At 74.0% G+C, this 20,027-nt stretch carries 12 protein-coding genes; 10 read left to right on the top strand and 2 right to left on the bottom strand.

Annotation, left to right across the window (positions count from 1 at the left end):
- Window positions 1–46: 46 nt before the first annotated feature.
- A complete protein-coding gene (locus tag NAEX_RS00225) occupies window positions 47–706 on the bottom strand; it encodes an RNA polymerase sigma factor (RefSeq protein WP_096325517.1) in 660 nt (219 codons plus the stop codon).
- A gap of 73 nt (window positions 707–779) precedes the next feature.
- On the opposite strand from NAEX_RS00225, the gene NAEX_RS00220 reads away from it, so the two are divergent.
- From NAEX_RS00220 to NAEX_RS00200, 5 genes are all read left to right on the top strand, one after another.
- Window positions 780–4,358, top strand: coding sequence for a serine/threonine-protein kinase (locus NAEX_RS00220; RefSeq protein ID WP_170135328.1), 3,579 nt, complete (start codon window positions 780–782; stop codon window positions 4,356–4,358).
- Between the two features lie 456 nt (window positions 4,359–4,814).
- Window positions 4,815–5,768, top strand: coding sequence for a hypothetical protein (locus tag NAEX_RS00215; protein WP_143141410.1), 954 nt, complete (start codon window positions 4,815–4,817; stop codon window positions 5,766–5,768).
- A 94-nt stretch (window positions 5,769–5,862) separates the two neighbouring features.
- Window positions 5,863–7,701: a c-type cytochrome domain-containing protein gene (locus NAEX_RS00210; RefSeq protein WP_096325514.1), complete on the top strand. Its 1,839-nt coding sequence runs from the start codon at window positions 5,863–5,865 to the stop codon at window positions 7,699–7,701.
- Between the two features lie 205 nt (window positions 7,702–7,906).
- Window positions 7,907–10,798 (top strand): serine/threonine-protein kinase, encoded by a 2,892-nt coding sequence (locus NAEX_RS00205; RefSeq protein WP_096325513.1) that lies wholly within the window; start codon window positions 7,907–7,909, stop codon window positions 10,796–10,798.
- 362 nt (window positions 10,799–11,160) lie between these two features.
- On the top strand, window positions 11,161–11,904 hold the full coding sequence (locus NAEX_RS00200; RefSeq protein ID WP_096325512.1) for an SDR family NAD(P)-dependent oxidoreductase: 744 nt from the start codon (window positions 11,161–11,163) through the stop codon (window positions 11,902–11,904).
- Between the two features lie 305 nt (window positions 11,905–12,209).
- Here the strand turns inward: NAEX_RS00200 and NAEX_RS00195 are convergent, their stop codons facing one another.
- Window positions 12,210–13,778, bottom strand: coding sequence for an NAD(P)H-binding protein (locus tag NAEX_RS00195; protein WP_096325511.1), 1,569 nt, complete (start codon window positions 13,776–13,778; stop codon window positions 12,210–12,212).
- 95 nt (window positions 13,779–13,873) lie between these two features.
- On the opposite strand from NAEX_RS00195, the gene NAEX_RS00190 reads away from it, so the two are divergent.
- The 5 genes from NAEX_RS00190 (at window position 13,874) to NAEX_RS00170 (ending at window position 20,026) form a co-directional block, all read left to right on the top strand.
- Window positions 13,874–14,956: an alpha/beta hydrolase family protein gene (locus tag NAEX_RS00190; RefSeq protein ID WP_096325510.1), complete on the top strand. Its 1,083-nt coding sequence runs from the start codon at window positions 13,874–13,876 to the stop codon at window positions 14,954–14,956.
- A gap of 1,041 nt (window positions 14,957–15,997) precedes the next feature.
- The gene (locus tag NAEX_RS00185; protein WP_170135327.1) at window positions 15,998–17,008 is read left to right on the top strand and encodes a hypothetical protein; all 1,011 of its coding nucleotides are present in this window, start codon (window positions 15,998–16,000) and stop codon (window positions 17,006–17,008) included.
- Window positions 17,009–17,399: 391 nt separating this feature from the next.
- Entirely contained in the window at window positions 17,400–17,954 is a 555-nt protein-coding gene (locus tag NAEX_RS00180; RefSeq protein ID WP_096325508.1) for a polyhydroxyalkanoate synthesis regulator DNA-binding domain-containing protein, read from the top strand.
- A 137-nt stretch (window positions 17,955–18,091) separates the two neighbouring features.
- Window positions 18,092–19,615: a class I adenylate-forming enzyme family protein gene (locus NAEX_RS00175; RefSeq protein WP_096325507.1), complete on the top strand. Its 1,524-nt coding sequence runs from the start codon at window positions 18,092–18,094 to the stop codon at window positions 19,613–19,615.
- A gap of 12 nt (window positions 19,616–19,627) precedes the next feature.
- Window positions 19,628–20,026, top strand: a complete 399-nt coding sequence (locus NAEX_RS00170; protein ID WP_143141408.1) for a hypothetical protein — start codon at window positions 19,628–19,630, stop codon at window positions 20,024–20,026.
- Window position 20,027 lies beyond the last annotated feature (1 nt).

The following is a 20,027-nucleotide window of genomic DNA, read 5'->3' as shown; positions in this document are numbered from 1 at the left end:
GGGAGGCCGGTGAAGCCGCGTCGCGGCCGGTCGCCGGCGCGCGCGCTCACGAGCCGGTCGCCGCCGGGCCGTCGTCGCCGTCGTCGCGGTCGAGGGCGCGGCGGATGCTGGCGGCCCAGCCTTCGAGGTCGGTGAGGGTGGCCTGGAGCTCGGCCGGCGAGCGGGCCAGCTCGGCGAGGCGGGCCCGCAGCTGCTCCTTGCCGAGGCGCAGCCGGCCGCGCACGGTCCCCTCGGGCACGCTGAGCAGCTCGCTGATCTCGCGCCCCGACAGGCCCTCGAAGATGTTGAGCTCGAGCACGATTTGCTGGTCGAGCGGGATCTCTCGCAGCGCCAGCACCAGGAGCTGGGCCTCGCGCCGGCGCATCACGATCGAGCTCATCGACGACGGCGACAGATCCTTGGCGCACAGCGCCCCGAAGTCGAGCGCCTCGCCCTGGCGCTTGTGCTTGGTGCGGATGTAGAGGCGCAGCACGTTGAGGGCGATGGCGAAGACGAACCGCTTGAAGCTCGTCTCGCCGCGGAAGCCGTCCTTCGCCTTGGTGCACTCGAGGAAGGTCTGACTGACGAGGTCGGCGGCGTCGTGCTCGCTCGAGACCTTGTTGCGGAAGAAGCGGGCGATCGCGCCGAAGTGTCGCTTCACCAGCCGCTCTCCCGCGCCGCGATCGCCGCTGCGCCAGGCCGAGAGCAGTTCCCAGTCGGGGTCCATGGCGCCTCGATCTTACCTCCGATCGCGCCGCCCGCGGGGCCGCTCCGCCTGTTATCTTCACTGCGATCCGACGATGTCGACGCCGCCCCACACGCCGCCCGACTCGCCGTCCGCCCGCGCCGCAGGTGCGGGCACGTGGGCCGACGTCGACGTCCACCGTCTCCACGCGCGCGTCATGGGCCGGCTGTTCGGCGAACCGGCGGCCCCCACCATGATCGGCCGCTTTCACGTCGAGCGCCGGCTCGGGGAGGGGGCCATGGGCGTCGTGTATGCGGCCGTCGACGCCCAACTCAATCGCCGCGTCGCCATCAAGCTGCTGCACCCGCACCTCCAGGGCGACGACCAGGGTCGCGCCCGCCTGCTGCGCGAGGCCCGGGCGATGGCACGCCTCGAGCACGAGCACGTGGCGCGGATCTACGAGGTCGGCGCGTGGGGCGACCAGATCTACATCGCCATGGAGCTGATCGAGGGCGTGACGCTCGAGGCGTGGCTGCGCGAGCGCCCGCGGCCGTGGCAGGCGGTGCTCGCGGTCTACCTGCAGGCCGGGCGGGCGCTCGCCGCGGCCCACCACGCCAACCTGCTCCACCGCGACTTCAAGCCCGAGAACGTGCTCGTCGACAGCCGCGACCGCGCGCGCGTCCTCGACTTCGGGCTCACGTGCGCCCTCGATGCCGGCGAGGACCTCGACGACGAGCTGATGCCGCTGACGCGCACCGGCAGCATCCTCGGCACGCCGGCTTACATGGCGCCCGAGCAGCAACGCACCGGCAACGCCGAGCCGCGCTCCGACCAATTCAGCTTTTGCGTCGCGCTGTTCGAAGGTTTGTTCGGTCTGCGGCCGTTCGGCTCGCTTCCGCGCTTCGGCCAGGTCGAGATCGCGCCCATTCCGCGCGAAAGTCGCGTCCCTTTGCGCATCCGCCGCGCGATCGTACGCGGGCTGTCCGAAAAGCCAGACGACCGCTGGCCGACGATGGAGGAGCTGCTGGCGGCCTTGCAGCCGCGGCGGCGCTTCTCCGAGGCCCCCGAGCCGATCCGCGCGCGGACGTGGCTGATCGCCGGCGGGGCGGCGCTCACCGCCGCGGGGCTGGTCGCGCTCGGGGTGTCGCTGGCGCAGCCCGACGCCGGTGCGGGGGCCGTCGCCGCCCCGCAGGCCGCCGCGCCCGCGAGCGCCCCCGCGGACGCGCAGAGCGGCGAACTGGCGGTCGAGCGCGCGGCCGCGGAGCGCCAGGCTCACGCCCTGCGCGTCCGCGACGCCGCGTTCTCGCTGCTGCCGCGCGATCCTACCGCCGCCGCGCTGCTGCTGCGCGAGCTCGACGACCCCGGCGCGCTGGCCCAGCGCGTGCTGGCCGAGCCGATCAGCGCGGCGATCCTGCGCGGCCACGACGGGCCGGTGACGGCGGTCCGGTGGGTCGAGGCTGTCCCGGAGGACAGGGGCGGGGCGGTGCCGGGGGCGGCGGGGGCTGTCCCGGAGGACAGGTCGAACGCGCGTTCGCCGGGGGATGCCCCCGAGGACAGGTCGAACGCGCGCGCGCCCGGGGATGTCCCCGAGGACAGGTCGAACGCGAGCGCGGCGGGGAATGTCCCCGAGGACAGGTCGAACCCGAGCGCGGCGGGGGCTGTCCCCGAGGACAGGTCGAACCCGAGCCGCCGTGAGGTCGTGCTCGCCCGCGCGGCGCTGCCCCGGGGGACCTCGGCCGCCGCAGACGCTGCCGGGGCGCCGCCCCAGGACAGGTCGAACGCGCGCCCCCGCGAGGTCGTGCTCGCCAGCGCGGCGCTGCCCCGCGCCGGGGTCCCGGCCGCCGCCGGGGCGCCGCCCCCATCTGTCCCCCAGGACAGGTCGAAGCCGGGCCCCCGCGAGATCGTGCTCGCCGGTCCGGCGCTGCCCCGCGGCGCGGTCCTGGCCGCCGCGGACGCTGACGGGGCCGCGAGCGCACCTGTCCCCGGGGACACCTCGACTGTCCCGCAGGACAAGCCGCGGCCGGCCGCCGACGAGCTGCGCGGCGCGGTCGAGACGGTCGACGCCGCCGGCAACGTCCGCCGCTTCGCGCTGGCCGGCGGGCCGCCGACGCCCGGCGCCGGCGGCCTCCCGCCCGATCCGCGGCGCGGCCCGTCGGGCGAGCAGCTCCGCGCCGACGCGCGCGGGGGCGTGTCGCTGGTCGCGGTCGACCGGGTCACGCCGCTCCGCGGCGTCTCCGGCCCGCTGGCGGTGGTCGCCTGGAGCCCCGACGGCGCGCGCGTGGCCGCGGCCGGCGCGCGCGGCGAGGTGTGGCTGATCGCGGAGGGGCGCGCGGTCGCCGTCGGCGGCCGCGGCGCGGCCGTCGGCGCGCTGGCCTGGGACCGCCACGGGCGCCAGCTGGCGATCGGCCGCGACGACGGCGGCGTCGAGGTCTGGCGGGTCGACGGGGCGCCGCGGCGGGTCGCGGCGGTGGTCGGCGACGGCGGCGTCACCGGCCTGGCTCTCGGGACAGGTTGGTTCGCCAGCGGCAGCGACGACGGCAGCGCGCGGGTGTGGCGGATCGGCGGGACCGCGCGGCCCTACGTGCTGCGCGGCCACACCGGGCCGGTGCGGGCGCTGGCGTTCGCGCCGGCCGGCGTCCGCCTGATCACCGGCAGCGACGACGGCAGCGCGCGGGTGTGGCGGCTGACGCCGGCCGCCCTGCGCGAGCACGACCTCGGCGCGGCCGTGCACGCGGTCGCCTGGAGCCCCGACGGCACCGCCCTCGCGGCCGCCGGCGCGCGCAGCGTGTGGCTGCTGCCGACCGACGACGGGCCGGTGCGCCGGCGCGACCACGCCGGCACCGCGCTCGCGCTGGCCTGGCGGCGCGACGGCCAGGAGCTCGCGGTCGCCGACGACAGCGGCGCGGTCACCTGGATCCCCCGCGGCGAGGGCGAACCCCGGCGCGTCAGCGTCGACCGCCGCCCGCTGTCCGCGCTGGCCTGGGACCCTCGCACCGCCCGCCTGGCCGCGGGCGGCAGCGACGGCGCGTTCTTCCTCTGGCCTTCCGGACATGACTTCAAGGACATGCTCGATCCGACCCGCGCGCCGCAGGGCCGGGGGGCCATCACCGCGCTGGCGTGGTCGCCGGTCGACGAGCGCCTCGCGGCCGTCACCGCCGCCGGCTTCGTGCTGGTGCGCGTCGAGCAGACGGTGTTCATCGAGCTCGGCCACCCGCTGCGCGCGCTGGCCTGGAGCCCCGCCGGCGACGCCCTCGCGGTCGCGGGCGAGGGCAGGGCGCTGGTCCGCGTGGCGGCCGCCACCGGCGTGCGCACCGAGATCGGCCGGGCGGCGGCGGCGCTCGGCAGCGTGGCCTGGGACCCGCGGGACGGCTGGATCGTCGCCGGCGCCGCCGACGGGGCGCTCCTCTTCTGGTCGCTGCAGGGCGACGCCGGGCCCGAGCTGCTCGCGGGCCACGGCGGCGGCGTCAACGCGCTCGCGTTCGACGCCGGCGGCGACCGCCTGGCCTCGGCTGGCTCCGACGGCCGCGTCGTCGTGTGGGCGCGACCGGGCGAGGGCCTGCGCGCGCGCCTCGCCGCCGCCACGCGCGCTTGCCTCTTGCCTGCAGAGCGCCGGCGTCACCTCGGCGAATCCGAGGACGTCGCGGAGGCGCGGGCCGGCGCGTGCGAGCGTTCATTTGGTAATTCGAATTACTAAATGATCGAATGCGGCTCGTCGGCGGCCGCAATGCGTGCAGTCGATGGCGCGGCGGTCTTCCGCCCCCAGGGCTCGACGTCGACCGGAGCATCGTCGCTCCACGGCCGTGAAATCGCCGTCATACACCTGTCACGAGGCTTTCGCGAATTTTCTGTCGGTCGCGGTGATCGATCGGGCGAGCCCCGTTACTCGAGTTCGCGGGTCGGGCCCCGCGGTCGTCGCGGCGATCCCGCCCATGCGCCATGGAAGGTGCTCTGCCAGGGAGGCTGTCTTTTCGGCCAGGATGGCCAATCCTAATTCTCGCGGTCCGTCACGGCCGTCGCCAGCCTTGTGTGTCTCACCCAAGGCCGGCCTGTCGGATCGCATCGTCGCCGCGCGCCGCCGTTCGCGGCCGCGGTCCTCTAAGGAGAGCACATGTCGACAGTACGATCGCAGGGGCGCCGTTCGCTCCTGAGGGTGGGGATCGCATTGTCCCTGGTGGCGCCGGCGCCCGCGTGGGCCGGTCAGCCTGGGGAATCCAGCAGCGGATGGAAGACCGAGTCGGCGGCCGCGCCCGCCGACGACGACACCGTCGTCCTCGAAGACAGCCCCGAGCCGGCCAAGCGCAAGGGCGGGGGCAAGAAGAAGGCCGCCGCCAAGGCGCAGCCGCGCGAGGCGATGATCAAGGCCCAGGTCGAGAAGGCGGAGGCCGAGCGCGCGCCGCTGCAGGACCAGGCGCAGCAGCTGTCGGACGCCGGCAACCTCGAGGGCGCCGTCGGGCTGCTCGCCGGCGGGGCCGAGGCCCTGCGCGACCCGGTGCTGCACCTCGCGGCCGCCGACGCCCGGCAGAAGCTCGCGCGCAAGCGCAGCGCCGACCAGGCCAAGGCCGAGTGGGAGGCGAGCCTGCGCCACCTCGACCGCGCCGACGCGTTGCTCGCGGCCAACAGCGGCGGGGCCGTCGACGGCATCCGCGTCAACCCCGACGACCTCGAGACGATGCACGCGTGGAGCACCGAGCTGCGGACCGCGGCCGACAGCGCGCTCCCGGACCTCGTGCGGCGCACCAACCCGGTCCGTCGCAACGCCCGCGGCGAGCTGATCGCCGGCTCGATCTTCCTCGCCGGCGGCCTCGCGGCCCTCGGCGTCATGGGCGGCGGCATCTACCTCAGCCGCTCCGCCGACCGCGAGCTGCCGAAGGCGAATGGCAACGAGGAGTACATCGCCCCGCTCGAGGCGCAGAAGAAGCAGGGCGACACGATGACCGCGGCGGGCGCGGTCGCGGGCGTCCTCGGCGTCGCGCTCGGCGTCACCCTGGTCGCCCTCGGCGCGACCGACTTCAAGAAGGCGCGCCAGGAGCAGCTGGCGCGCGTCCGCGTCTCGCCCGCCGTCGCGCCGACGTTCGGCGGCCTGTTCCTGTCTGCGCGCTTCTGACCCCCTGGCCTGAGGGCCGCGATCGTCGCCCCGGCCCGGGCCCCGCGATCCCCACCTGTCCTACGGGCCACATCTTCCAGGAGCACCTTCGACCATGACTCAACGATTCTTCTCATCGATCCCGCTGATCTCCGCCGCAGCGCTCGCGCTGATGGTGGGCGGCGCTTGCAAGACCGTCGTCCTGCCGGGCAACGACAGCGGCGACGAGACCGAGGGCACCGGCGGCACCGGCAACGGCGGCACCGACGGCGGCAGCAGCACCGGCAGCGACGGCGAGCAGGGCGAGGCCAACTGCGGCGAGCTGTCGGCGCAGACCGTCAACATCCTCGACAAGAACTGCAAGCAGTGTCACGGGGCCGACAGCGCGGCCCTCGGCAGCATCAACTACATCACCAACCTCGACGCGCTGATCTCGAACGGCAAGGTCGTGCCCGGCGAGCCGAACAACTCGGCGATCTACCGCCGCATGGCGGCGACGATGCTGCCGATGCCGCCGGAGGGCCAGGAGCCGCGGCCGACCGAGGACGACATCCGCGCGGTCGAGCAGTGGATCGCCGAGTGCGCCGGCGTGACCGGGTGCGGCGAGAACCCGTGGATGACGCGCACGCAGGTGATCGACCTGATCCGCAACGACCTCCTCAACACCCAGGAGATCTCGGCGGACGCGCGGCCCTTCATCCGCTACTTCAGCCTGGTCCACCTCTACAACTACGGCTGGTGCGACGACCAGATCGAGATCTACCGCCACGCCCTGTCGAAGCTGGCCAACAGCCTGTCGAACGAGATCAAGGTCGTGCCGCCGGTGCCGATCGACAAGGACCGGCTGATCTTCCGCATCGACATCCGCGACTACGACTGGGACGCGCCGGGCCGCGTGCTCGACCCGGTGAGCAACACCTTCGTCGAGGAGTTCCGCGACACCTGGGAGCTCATCGCCGACAAGGACCCGTACGCGATCGAGTTCATCGGCGACAGCGCCGAGGACGTCAAGCAGGCGACGAACACCAAGTTCTTCCTGCTGCAGGCCGACGCGTTCGTCGAGGTCGCCGCCCAGCCGCCGCTCTACCACGACGTCCTGCGGATCCCCGCGACCCGCTTCGAGCTCGAGGAGAGCTTCGGCATCAACGTCGACGCCAACATCCAGGAGGAGATCGAGACCAACCCGAACCGGGTCGCGCGCGCCGCGTTCCACGAGTCGGGCGTGTCCGAGAACCACCGCGTGATCGAGCGCCACGACTTCCCGAACGCCAGCAACCGCGTCTACTGGATCAGCTACGACTTCCAGAGCAACGCCGGCCCCGCCAACGTGTTCGTCGACCCGTTCAACTTCGTCGAGGACGGCAGCGAGATCATCTATAGCCTGCCGAACGGCCTCCAGGGCTACATGATCGTCGACAACGTCGGCTTCCGCATCGACGACGCGCCGATCCAGATCGTGCAGGACAAGAACGCCCCCGACGGCGTGGTCCGCAACGGCAAGTCGTGCATGGGCTGCCACAACGTCGGCATGATCAACAAGGAGGACGACCTGCGCTGGGAGATCGACGCGAACCTCGGCGAGGGCGACTTCGACGACAACGAGCTCGACGCCATCCGCGCCCTGTACCCGCAGCGCGACGACTACAACAGCCTGCTCGCGCTCGATGCCGACCGCTTCAACCTCGCCGTCAAGGCGGCCGGCGTGCCCATCGGCGGCGACAAGGAGCCGATCGTCACGGTGTTCAACGCGTTCGACGAGGACGTCGAGATCCGCCGCGCCGCCGCCGAGCTGTGGACCACCGAGACGACCCTGCGCGAGAAGCTCGGGCAGCTGAGCCCCGACCTCGACGACCTCGGCAAGAGCCAGACCGGCGTCCGCCGCGACGTGTTCACCGCCGCCTACGCCGACGCGATCTGCCAGCTCAAGGTCGGCATCACGAAGGCCTGCAAGTAATCCTCACCCACCAGACCGCCCGGGCAGATCTGGCGACCTGCCCGGGCGGTCGCCTGTCGGCTCCAGAACCTGTCCGAAAGGACATCTCGCGGCTCCGCGCAGGCATAGGTCCGCGCGTGGTCCGGCGCACGCAGGGTGGGGCGCTCGTGCCCGTGCGCGATAGCGTCCTCGCCGGAGGGGCACAGGTCGTGTACCGTCCTCCACGGTGGGTGCCCACTCGCCCGACGACAAGCGCTCCGGGCCCTCGGACCCGGACCTGCTCGCGACCACCGACACCAAGTCGCCGGCGCTCGACGTCACCGCCCGGGCCCGCCCGAGTCCGATCGAGGAGACGGTCCTCGCGGCGCCTGGCCGAAGGGACAGCACGCCGGTCCACTCGGCCTCGGGCGTCAGCCTGCGCGGCCCGGCGGCCCCGCTCGAGGACTCGCTGCTCCGCCAGTCGCGGCGGATCGGCCGCTACGCGATCCTGAGCGAGCTCGGCGAGGGCGGCATGGGCGTGGTCCTGTCGGGCTACGACGAGGTGCTCGAGCGCCGCGTCGCCATCAAGGTCGTGCGCTCGCACCACCGCCAGGACGAGCGCCTGCAGGCCCGCCTGCTGCGCGAGGCGCAGGCGCTGGCCCGCCTGTCGCACCCCAACGTCGTCCAGGTCTACGAGGCCGGCACGATCGGCGACGAGCTGTTCATCGCCATGGAGTTCGTCCGCGGCGTCACCCTGTCGGCCTGGCTCGAGGACCGCGAGCGCACGCAGCAGGAGATCCTCACCGTGTTCTCCGAGGCCGGGCGCGGCCTGGCCGCGGCCCACCGCGTCGGCCTCACGCACCGCGACTTCAAGCCCGGCAACGTCCTCGTCGACCTCGAGGGCCGCGTCCGCGTGGTCGACTTCGGCCTGGCCGCGCTCGCCGAGCAGGCCGAGCGGCGGCCCGCCGGCGACGAGCTCGTCGACCTCGGCGTCGAGCGCACCGTCTTCTTCGCCGGCACCCCGGCTTACATGTCCCCCGAGCAATGGCTCGGCGGACAGGTCGACGCCCGCACCGACCAGTTCAGCTTCTGCGTCGCGCTGTGGGAGGCGCTGTGGGGCTCGCGGCCGTTCGCCGGCCAGACCGTCGACGAGCTGCGCGAGCAGGTCCTGGTCGCCGACCTGCCCGAGCGCGTGCAGGTCGGCCCGCGCGTCGGCAAGCGGCTCTACCGGGTGCTCGCCCGCGGCCTCGCGCGCGCCCCCGACGCCCGCTACCCGAGCATGGACGCGCTGCTGGCCGACCTCGCCGGCCCGCAGGTGCGCGCGCGTCATGCCGTGGTCGGCCTCGGCCTCGGCGCCGTGATCGGCCTGGCCGCGGCCGCGTGGAGCTTCCAGGACGAGGGCCGCTGCCTCGGCGGCGAGACCCGGCTGATCGGCGTGTGGGACTCCGACCGCCGCGACGCCGCCGCCGACGCCTTCGAGGCCACCGGGCTCGGCTTCGCCGACGAGGCGTGGACGCACGTGGCCAACCGCCTCGACGCCCGGGCCGAGGCGATCGTCGCCATGCACCGCGACGCTTGCGAGGCCCACGCCCGCGGCGAGCAGTCGGAGCACCTGCTCGACCTGCGCATGGCCTGTCTTTCGCGCCATGTCCATGAGGTCAGGGCCGTCACCGACCTGCTGGTCGCCGCCGACGCCGGCGTGGTCGAGCGGGCCGTCGACGCCGTGGCCGCGCTGCCGCCGATCGAGCGCTGCGCCGACGTCGCGGTGCTCCGGGCCGAGGTGCCGCCGCCGGCCGACCCGGCCACCGCGCTGGCCGTCGACAACGTCCGCCGCGCGCTCGCCAACGTCGCCGCGCTCGAGCACACCGGCCGCTACGAGGCCGGCCTGCTCGGCGCCGACCAGGCCGTCGCCGCCGCCGAGGCCGCCGCCTACGCGCCCGCCGTCGCCGAGGCCCAGCTCGCGCGCGGCCGCCTGCTCGCGCTCCTGCAGCGCGACGCCGAGGCCGAGACCAGCCTGCGCGCCGCCTTCACCACCGCCACCGCCAGCCGCCAGGACGCGGTCGCCCGCGACGCCGCGGCCGCGCTCGTCGAGACCCTCAACACTCTCGGCCGCCTCGACCACGCCGAGGTCTGGCTCGAGATCGCCGCCGCCGCCCAGACCCGCGCTCCCGACGAAGGCGCCGCCGCCCTCCTCGACCTCGCGCGCAGCAAGCTGCTGTGGTCGCTCGGCCGCTACGCCGAGTCCGAGGCCCTCATCGAGCGCAGCGTCGCCGCCTACGACGCCCTCCACGGCGCCGACAACCCGGCCACCGCGCGCGCCCGCCAGTGGTTCGGCACCGCGCTGTGGGCCCGCCAGGAGTTCGACCGCTCGAAGGCTGTCCTTCCGGACAGCCGCGCCCGCCTCGAGCGCGCCTTCGGCCCCGAGCACCCCGAGGTCGCCGCGGCCCTGCGCTACGAGGGCAACCTCTACTTCGTCCTCACCGACTTCGACGCCGCCCTGGCGACCTGGCGCCGCGGCCTCGACATCATCCTCCGCACCCGCGGCGAGGACGACCCGCTGGTGGTCGTGTTCCAGGGCAACATCGCCGCCGCCCTGGCCCGCGCCCGCCGCCCGATCGACGCCGTCGCCGCCTTCGAGGCGGTCGTGCGCTCGCTCGAGCGCCGCCACGGCCCCGACAACATCGAGCTGTGCACCCAGCTCGACAACCTCGGCGCGTCCTACCTCGAGGCCGGCCAGCTCGGCCCGGCGCGCGAGGTCATCGACCGCTCGCTGGCGATCCGCCGCCGCGTCCTCGGCGACGACCACGCCGAGGTCGCGCGCTCGCTGCTGGGCCTCGGCGAGTGGGGCCTCTACGCCCGCGACTACGCCACCGCGATCCCGGCCTTCGAGCGCGCCCTGGCGATCCGCGCCGGCACCGACGTCCACGCGCTCCTGCGCGGCCGCGCCGAGTACGGCCTGGCCCGCGCGTTGTGGCTGTCCGAGCGCGACCGCGTCCGCGCCCGCGCCCTCATCGACAGGGCCCTGGCCACCTTCACCGCGCTCGGCCCCGCCGGCTCGCTCGACCTGACCGAGGCCACCGCCTGGCGCGACGAGAACGTCACGCCCGGGAGCGCCGCGCCGGCCCAGCCGAAGCGGTGAGGGCGATGCGCTGCTCGCTCGGTCATGTCGAAAGAGACATGTCATTTGAAACATGTCGATCGAGGCATGTCCGAAAGGACGATCGACGGCGGCTCGGGCGGAGCGCCGCGTACGTTCCGGCCCGTGCAGAAGGACGGACGAGGCGTAGTTTCGGCCGAGCCGCGCGGCGGCCGAGCCGTCGGCGCGCCGCTCCGGCCGAGCGAGGCGCGCGGACGTCCGTCGAGGCGCAGCTCCGGCCGAGCGCCGGCGAGTAGGGGCCGCGGGCGACCCGCCGACGCGACGCGTCCCCGCGGCCCGCAGCGGCGCGAGCACCCTCGCCCTCTCGCTGGCGCCCGCGGCCCGGGCCGGGCTACCTTCCGCGCATGCGCCACGTCATCGTCTTCGGGGCCACCTCCGCCATCGCCGCCGAGGTGTGCGCGCGCTGGGCCGCGCGCGGCGACCGGCTCCACCTGGTCGGCCGCGACCCCGACAAGCTCGCGGCGGTGGCCGCCCGCTGCGCCGGCGCCGAGGTCACCACCGCCGCGGGCGACTTCACCGACCTCGCGCGCGCCGAGGCGCTCGCGCACGAGGGCGTGGCCGCGCTCGGGGGCCGCGTCGACGTCGCCCTCGTCGCCCACGGCGACCTCGGCGATCAGCAGCGCAGCGAGCACGACGTCGCCGAGGCCGCGCGGATCGTCCAGACCAACTTCCTCTCGGTGATCGCGCTGCTGGTCCCGCTGGCCAACGCGCTCGAGCGCCAGCGCAGCGGCACGCTCGCCGTCATCACCTCCGTCGCCGGCGAGCGCGGCCGGCCGCGCAACTACACCTACGGCGCCGCCAAGGGCGCGCTGCACGTCTACTTGCAGGGCCTGCGCAGCCGGCTCTACCCCGCGGGCGTCAGCGTCACCACGCTCAAGCTCGGCCCCGTCGACACGCCGATGACCGTCGGCCACCCCAAGAACGCCCTGTTCGCCACCCCGCAGCGGGCCGCCCGCGACATCGATCGCGCGATCGCCCGCCGGGCCGTCGTCGCCTTCGTCCCCTGGTACTGGCGCCCGATCCTCTTCGTCGTCCGCCACACCCCCGAGCCGCTGTTCCAGCGCCTCGGCTTCCTCTCGGGTCGCTAGCCGCGGTCGTCGTGTTCGAGAGATTCTCGACGCCGGCGGCGCCGAGCTCATCGACTACGCCTGTCTCATGACCGTGGCGCTGTTCCACGAGGCCGGTCCCGAGGCCGTGGAGCGGGCAGGAGCCTTGATTCGCGGCCCCAGGCGGCGCCTCGCCGAGCTCGGCGCCGCGCTCGCGTCGAGCTCGTGATCGCCCGTCCACAGCGGGATGTCTCCACGGACATGTCCTGGAGGTCACGCTGCAGGTCCGCGACGAGGCGACGATCCCGAGTCATGGCTCCTCGGACATGCCCCGAAGGCCATGTCCTTCAATACAGCCGCAGCACCGCCACGCACGCGTCCCACAGCACGTGGCACACCATCACCACGAACAGGCTGCGCGTCTTGAGCCCGAGCCAGGCCCAGAAGAAGCCCGCGCCGGCGGCCGCCGCCACCAGCGCCGGCACCCCGAGGCTCACGTGCGCCACCGCGAACGCGGCCGCCGACGTCGCCGCGCCCCACCACGGGCCCGCGCGCGACGCGACCGCGAACGCCACCGCCCCGCGCCACACCACCTCTTCTGCCGCCGCGATCAGCGGCAGCAGCACCGCCGCCGCCGCGGCCGGCAGCAGGTGGACCCAGCTGTACACGGCGGCCACCTCCGCGCGCGCCTCCGGCGTCAGCGCGAACAGCACCTGGCTCCCGAGCCACCCGGCCGCGATCAGCACCACCGCCGCAAGCGCCCCCTGAACCAGCCCGCGCAGGCTCGGCCGCCACAGCTCCAGCCACGGCAGCCGCACCGCCGCCAGGCACAGCGGCACCAGCACCAGGTTGGCCGCCAGCATCCGCCACCACACGTGCTGCGTCAGCGAGCCGAGCGCCCAGATCAGCGCCACCGCCAGCGGCACCAGCCAGGCCACGTGGATCGCGCCTTTGGAACATGTCTTAAAAAACATGTCCTCGTCGCCACGTCGCAGCCGCAGCGACAGCCCCAGCCACGCCTCGACCCCGGCCGAAAGCGCCACGATCTTGGCCGCGGTCAGCGGCTGCGTCACCAGCCCCAGCTCGGTCGTGGCCGGCCCCGGATCGCCGACCAGCCCGTGGCTGAGCAGCCCGAGCTGGGCCCGCGTCAGCAGCGGTTCGGGCAGCCTCTCCAGCGCCGCGACCGCGACCGCCAGCAGCGGGGCAGGGCAGGGCACCAGCGTCACCGGCAGCGCCAGCGCGTCGGCCACCCGCGTCACCACCTCGCGCAGCGTCAGCACCTCCGGTCCGACCACGTCGTAGCAGCGCCCGATCGCCGCCGGCCGCTCCAGCGCCGCCACGACCGCCAGGGCCACGTCCTCGACCAGCACCGGCTGCAGCGGCGCGTGGCCGCCGTCGGGCGCGGGGAACACCCCTGCGTGGCGGATCGTCGCCGCCAGGTTGCGCACGAAGTCGTCGCCCGGCCCGGCCACCGGCCCCGGGCGGAGGATCGTCCAATCTGTCCCCGAGGACATGACCAAACGTTCAGCCTCACGCTTCGTCGCCATGTACGGCGTCGGCGACCGGGGCTCCGCCCGCGGCCCGGCCACGCTGACGTGGACGAGGCGGCGGATCCCCGCCGCCTGCATCGCCGTCGCCAGCGCCGTCACGGTCGCCACATGGGCCGACGCGAACGACTGCCCCGGCTCGGCTCGCTTGATCCCGACCAGGTTGACCACCGCCTCGCAACCGGTCAGGGCCGCCGCCAGCTCTGGCCCGCCGCGGCTCACGTCGACCGGGCGCCACTCCAGCCCGGGCCGCTCGAAGCGGCCGCGACGGCCGCGGGACAGCCCGACCACCGCGTGTCCGGCCTGCCGCAGCGCGTGGACGGTCGCCTGTCCGATGAACCCGCTCGCTCCGGCCACGGCGACCCGCATGCGCAGCCAGCCTCGCACCGGCCCGGCCTCCGGCGCAAGGCAGGATTTTGCTTCTCAAACGCCGTCCGCGCGCCTAAAACAAAAATCAGACCCGCATGCTCAGCGCCCTCGCCGATCACGCCTGCGCCCGCTTCGACCGCGTCATGCGGCACGGCCTCCGTCGCGTCCTCATGCAGCGCAACGAGCTCGACCGGCTCGCGCGCGCCGAGCTCGAGCGTCGCCTCGAGGCCGTCGCGCAGTACACCGATCCCGCCGTCCTCGCCGAGCCCGATCGCCTGCTCGCGCCGCCGCCGGCGCCCCCGCCGCTGGTCCCGCTGGCCGTGCGTCGGCTCCCCGACGGCCGCGCCACGCACTTCACCTTCGCCTCGCCGTACCGCCCGCGCGACCCGCACTACGCGCGCGAGTACGCCACCTACGATCGCGTCGATACCGTCCACCTGCACGCCTGGCAGCACGACCGGCCCGCGCCCGCCTCGATCTTGCTCGCGCACGGCTGGTGCGTCGGCAACCGCCGCCTGCACGAGATCGAGTTCAGCATCTCCACCCTCTACCGGGACCTCGGCCTCGACGTCTACTTTTACGTCCAGCCGTTCCACAGCCTGCGCAAGCCGACCGCCGCGCGCTTCTCCGGCGAGCTGTTCCCCTCGACCGACATCGTGCGCACCAACGAGGCCTTCATCCAGACCGTCCAGGACGTGCGCGCCGCCATCACCGCCGTCCTGCGCCACAGCCCGGCGCCGCTCGGCATGATGGGCTCGAGCCTCGGCGGCTACACCTCGGCGCTCGTCGCCTCGATCGATCCGCGGCTGTCCTTCGTCGTCCCGATCATGGCCCCCGCCTCGTTCGCGCACCTCTTGTGGGATCACGGCGAGGGCGACCCGTTCCGCCGGCAGGCCGAGGCGCTCGGCATGACCCGCGAGCGCTTCCACAGCGCCTGGGCCCTGCACAGCCCCCTCTCGTACGCGCCCAAGGTCCCGTGGGAGCGCCGCCTCGTCGTCACCGCCCGCGGCGACGCCCTCGTCACCGAGGCCCACGCCGACGTGCTGTGGCACCACTGGCAGCGCCCGCGCCGGTTCCGCTTCACCGGCGGCCACTTCCTGCAGCTCGGCCGCCGCGACTACATCCGCGAGCTCGCGCGCTTCCTCGCCGACCTCCGCATCATCCCCGGCCCGGGCTGAGGCGGCGTTTCATCGTGAGCGGAGATGTTCCGGCGGGCATGTCCGACAAGACATGCTTCGTGAGCCATGGCGGATAGAGCATGTTCAATCGGGCATGTCCTGCCGGCACCGCGCATCGGCGCCGTCGGCCGCGGTCGTGTGACCTCGTGCGGCTGCTCGACCCGCAGCGCCGGCGCCCGCCCGCGGCGGCGCATGGGCGACCGGACGGGCACGCTCGCGGGGACGAGCGCACCGCCCCGTCGGGCCGCCTGCGCGGCCGCACCGCGCCTGTCTCTCTCGCCGTCCCGCCGATGGGTAGGACGCGTAGTTCGCTCTGGGCGCCTCCGGGCGCGTCGGGTGGGGCGCTGACTCGCGCCTGGAACGGGCCTCGCGCCGCTCCTCGGCCGCGCCTCGGAGCGGACAGGTGTACTGCCAGGACCGATCGGAGCCCTCCGCCGAAAGGCGTACCGGGCTTCGCCGATCGGCTCCAGCGCCGACCTGCGCACCGCTGCGACCGACGAAACGCCTTTCAGCTCGCCGTTCGCCGGTGACGGCGAACCGGTGCGCCCGGCGTCGCGACGACGAGGCGAGCACTGGCTCGCGCACGACTGCGACCCGACGCGCGCACGGGCGAACGAGGTCGCGGACCGCCGCGCAGGCGCGAGCCCCGAGCGCAGGCGAGTGTCGGCGGCGCCACCTCCTGCGACCGAGGTTCCGCTCGCACATCAGCCGGCGAACGCGTCGCGTCCCGCGATCCGAGGTCGGCTCAGTGCAGGCGTCGGCTGCCGCTGAAGCCGGCGCCTTCGCTGCCGCGGCGACCACCTTTCTCTAGCGATCGATCCGCAAGCACATCCCGCCCCGCGGACACAGCACCACCTGTCCGGCTCCCGTCGCGGTTCCAACTCGGCCGCCGCGGTCGCGCACCGCCTGTGCCGCGCATCACCGATTCGTCGCAGCGAGCTTCTTACACCGGCGATGCTCGCCCACATCGCCGGGCAGCATCCATCACTCGCCGCGTCGCGCTCGGACCGCCGAGCCCCTCGGTTCCTTGATCTCCTCCGCGTGCTCTGGCAGCATGAGACCGTGCGGTGTGGTTTTGGCGCGCGCCCGGCAGGCGTCGCCTATCTCTTCTCGTGGCTGGTGACGACCGGGTGTAGTCCCGAGCGGTCCGACGCGTCCTCGCGCGGCACCGACAGCGAGGGGAGCACCGTCGCCACCGCCAGCGAGGGCGGCAGCGCCGGCGGTCCGAGCACCGGTGTCGTCGGCGGTTCGAGCACCGGCGACGGCGTCGCCGCCATGCCCGCGACCGGTTCCGGCGCCCTCGTCACGCCGCCGCCCGACCTCGCGCCCGAGCTCCCGCCCGCGCCCGTCGAGCCGTGCGAGTCGCACGCCGTCGAGGCCGACTGCGACGCCGCCGGCTGCATCTGGTTCGCCACCGAGCGCCTCGCCGATCGCTCGACCTGCACCTTCGAGTCCGCCGGTTTCTGCGCCACCGCCAGCGCCTCGACCGGCGACGAGGACTACGACTCCGCCTTCTACAAGCGCGTCGGCGACGTCGTCCACCTCCGCCGCGTCGGCCGCAACGCCGGCGATTTCCCCGGTCTTGAGCACCCTGCGGGCTGGACCGAGTGCGGCCTCGACTCGCAGGACCCCGAGGAGTGCGCATGCGTGTGCGCGGCCGGCCGTTGCCCCGGCGACACCGCCCTCGCGCTGCTCGACGCGTGCGCCTCGCCGCGCCCGTGCGACGGCGACCTCGCCGGCGACGCCTGCCTCTACCAGGCCCTCGCGGCCGAGGCCGCCGCCAGCCTCCGGATCCTCAGCCTCATCGGCGACCGCAACGTCGACGACCGCGTCTTCCTCCGCGGCGACGGCACCGCCACCTGGATGCGCAGCGCCTGCGACGCGCGCGACGACAGCTGCCGCGACCGCAAGTGGGAGCTGCCGCGCCTGTGCTCCCTGCGCGACCGCGCCGCCTTCCTCGCCTGCGCCGCCGCCGACCCCGCCGACCCGCAGTGCCGCGACGTGGCCGCCTGGTTCACCGACTGCAAGCTGGCTCCCGCGACATGTCCGTAGGGACAGCCGCGAGCGCCGTTCGGGCGCCAGCGCCGTCCAGGCCCCTGTCCCATAAGCCAGCCCGTGATGCGGCGCCTGCGTACGCGTGACCTCCAGACGCGAGCAGCTCACGTTGCTCGGCAGCGCCGAACTCCACCTCGCTCCACAGGCCGCGGCCTCGCCGTGAAGCTCGCCAGCCACGGGGTCAGGACGCGTCGAGCAGACTTTGCCCGGGCACCGTCGCCGCGCATCGAGCCGGCCCCGAGCCGGGGGACCCGATCGCCGGCCCCGCCGGGTACGCTCGCCGAGCCCGCTGCGGGCCGCAATCCATTCATCGCGGCCTTCGGCCCCGCCGAGCGAAATCGCCCCTCGCACCTGCAGCGCGACCTCGGCTACCGTTCGTGGCGCCACCATGCTGCAGGTCAAGAAGTACGGCAACCGTCGGCTCTACGACACCGAGGGTAGCCGGTACGTCACCCTCGAGGAGATCGCGGAGCGCGTGCGCATGGGCGAGGACCTCAAGGTCGTCGACGCCAAGAGCGGGCAGGACCTCACCCAGGTCACCCTCGCGCAGATCATCCTCGAGAGCCGCGGGGCCGCGCGGCTGCTCCCGGTCTCCCTGCTCAAGCAGCTCGTGCGCATGCGGGACGACGCGCTCGCCGAGTTCTTCGGCCGCTACATCGCCTGGGCCCTCGAGGTCTACCTGCAGCTCAAGGGGGGCGCGCGCGCTGTCGTCCCGTGGAACCCGCTGGCCGACCTGGCGATGCCCGGGATCCTCAAGCGGTGGTTCGGCGGGGGCGCGCCGGCGGCCGGCGAGCCCGCGCCGCCGCCGTTTCCGGACGAACCCCCGCCCGAACCGGCGGGCATGTCCGACGAGCTGGCCGCGCTGCGGCGCGAGCTCGCCGAGCTGCGGCGGACCGTCGAGGACGGCCGGCCCCCCCGCAAGGGCAGGCGGTCCGCCACCTGAGCCTTTGTGCGCCGCACAATTCCCGACCGACCCCCCGGCCGCGTCGGCCCGTCCGCCGCCGGCAGACCCCGGCAGCCCTTTTCGCAGGTGCAGCACGGCCCGGCCTTCGGGTAGCCTCGCGCGCGGAGGACCTTCGCATGTTCATCGGCGACTGGATGCGACGCGGAGCGCAGTACTGGCCCGACAACCTCGCCGTGGTCGACGTCGCCAAGGGCGACGCCGGCCGCTTCACCTACGCCGCGCTGAACCGGCGCGCCGACGCCGTCGCCGGGTGGTTGCGCGGCCGCGGCGTCGTCCGGGGCGACCGCGTCGCGCTGCTCGCCCACAGCGGCGTCGAGGTCCTCGACGTCTTCTTCGCCTGCGCCAAGCTCGGCGCGATCTTCGTCCCGCTCAACTGGCGCAGCCCCTGGCGCGAGCTCGTCGACGTCATCCTCCCGGTCTCGCCCAGGGTGCTCGTGTTCGGCCCCGAGTTCGCCGCCACCACCGCCGAGCTGCGGCCGCACACCGGCATCGCCGAGCTCGTCCACCTCGAGGGCGAGCCCGTGGCGGGCAGCACCGCCTACGCCACGATCCTCGCCGGGCCGGCCGACCCGGTCGACAACCCCGCCGTCGACCTCGAGGACATCGCCTGCCTGCTGTTCACCGGCGGCACCACCGGCGCGCCCAAGGCCGCGAAGATCTCGTACCGCCAGATCGCGTGGAACACCCTCAACACGATGGTCCACGAGATCCAGCGCGGCGACGTCACGATCACCCACACGCCGATGTTCCACACCGGCGGCCTGTTCGTGTACACGATCCCGCTGCTCACGCTCGGCGGCACCGTCGTGATCATGAAGAAGTGGACCGCCGACGACATGCTCGCGCTCATCGAGCAGTACAAGGTCACCGCGCTGTTCTGCGTGCCGACCCAGTACCAGATGATGCTCGACTCGCCGCGCTTCGCCGCCACCTCGTTCGCCAGCGTCCGCTTCCTGACCAGCGGCGGGGCCCCGCTGCCGGTGCCGCTGATCCGCGCGTTTTGTGCGGTGCACAAGGTCGCCTTCAAGCAGGGCTTCGGCATGACCGAGTTCGGGCCCGGCGCCTTCTCGCTCGCGCCCGAGTTCGGCGAGGTCAAGGCCGGCAGCATCGGCCGGCCCAACTACTTCGTCGACGCGCGGATCGTCGACGACGACAACGTCCCGGTGAAGGACGGCGAGGTCGGCGAGCTGGTGCTCAAGGGCCCGGCCGCCTGCTCGGGCTACTTCGGCGTCGACGCCCCGCACTTCGACGAGCACGGCTTCTTCCACACCGGCGACCTCGCGCGCCGCGACGCCGAGGGCTTCTACTACATCGTCGACCGCAAGAAGGACATGTTCATCTCCGGCGGCGAGAACGTGTACCCGGTCGAGATCGAGAAGATCCTCTACGAGCACCCCGCGGTCGCCCAGTGCGCCGTGATCAGCGTCCCCGATCCGCAGTGGGGCGAGGTCGGCAAGGCCGTCGTCGCCCTGCGCCCGGGCGCCAGCGCGACCGAGGCCGAGCTGCTGCAGCGCTGCCGCGACCACCTCGCCCGCTACAAGATCCCCAAGTCGGTCGTCTTCCTCGACGCCCTCCCGCTCTCGCCGGCCGGCAAGATCCTCAAGCGCGAGCTGCGGGCCATGCTCTCCACCTCCGCATAGGATTTTATCGCCATGTCCCAAGAGACAGCTCCCAGGAACTTGACCGCCCGGATCCTCCGGCTCGTCGGCTACCTCACCGATCCCAAGAGCGGCCCCGGCAAGTGGTGGATGCGCTTCGAGGGCGCCTCGACCGGGGCCATGGCGCGCCTGGCCACCAGCCCGCGCTACCTGCGGTTCGCCGGCCGCGGGCTGCAGAAGATGTTCCATCTACACCGCGACGCCGTCGACCTCACCGAGGAGGTCCTGCACTTCTGGCGCGTGCCCACCCTCGGCGACTTCAACGAGGTGCGCGCGCAGCTGCGGCGCGCCGAGGACCGCCTCGAGATCACCACCACCCAGCTCGAGCTCGCGCTCGAGCTGCTGGCCAAGCTGCAGGCCGAGCTGGCTCGCTCGGCGCGGGGGGCCGCGTGAC

Origin of the sequence: Nannocystis exedens (assembly GCF_002343915.1) — a bacterium.
Classification (GTDB): domain Bacteria; phylum Myxococcota_A; class Polyangia; order Nannocystales; family Nannocystaceae; genus Nannocystis; species Nannocystis exedens.
This window is presented reverse-complemented; position numbering and strand designations above follow the sequence as displayed.

Bases quoted from the DNA above. Each gene is read 5' to 3' on its own strand.
- NAEX_RS00225 (WP_096325517.1), bottom strand. From the start codon at position 706: ATGGACCCCGACTGGGAACTGCTCTCGGCCTGGCGCAGCGGCGATCGC.
- NAEX_RS00220 (WP_170135328.1), top strand. From the start codon at position 780: ATGTCGACGCCGCCCCACACGCCGCCCGACTCGCCGTCCGCCCGCGCC.
- NAEX_RS00210 (WP_096325514.1), top strand. From the start codon at position 5,863: ATGACTCAACGATTCTTCTCATCGATCCCGCTGATCTCCGCCGCAGCG.
- NAEX_RS00190 (WP_096325510.1), top strand. From the start codon at position 13,874: ATGCTCAGCGCCCTCGCCGATCACGCCTGCGCCCGCTTCGACCGCGTC.
- NAEX_RS00175 (WP_096325507.1), top strand. From the start codon at position 18,092: ATGTTCATCGGCGACTGGATGCGACGCGGAGCGCAGTACTGGCCCGAC.
- NAEX_RS00180 (WP_096325508.1), top strand. From the start codon at position 17,400: ATGCTGCAGGTCAAGAAGTACGGCAACCGTCGGCTCTACGACACCGAG.
- NAEX_RS00170 (WP_143141408.1), top strand. From the start codon at position 19,628: ATGTCCCAAGAGACAGCTCCCAGGAACTTGACCGCCCGGATCCTCCGG.
- NAEX_RS00200 (WP_096325512.1), top strand. From the start codon at position 11,161: ATGCGCCACGTCATCGTCTTCGGGGCCACCTCCGCCATCGCCGCCGAG.
- NAEX_RS00195 (WP_096325511.1), bottom strand. From the start codon at position 13,778: ATGCGGGTCGCCGTGGCCGGAGCGAGCGGGTTCATCGGACAGGCGACC.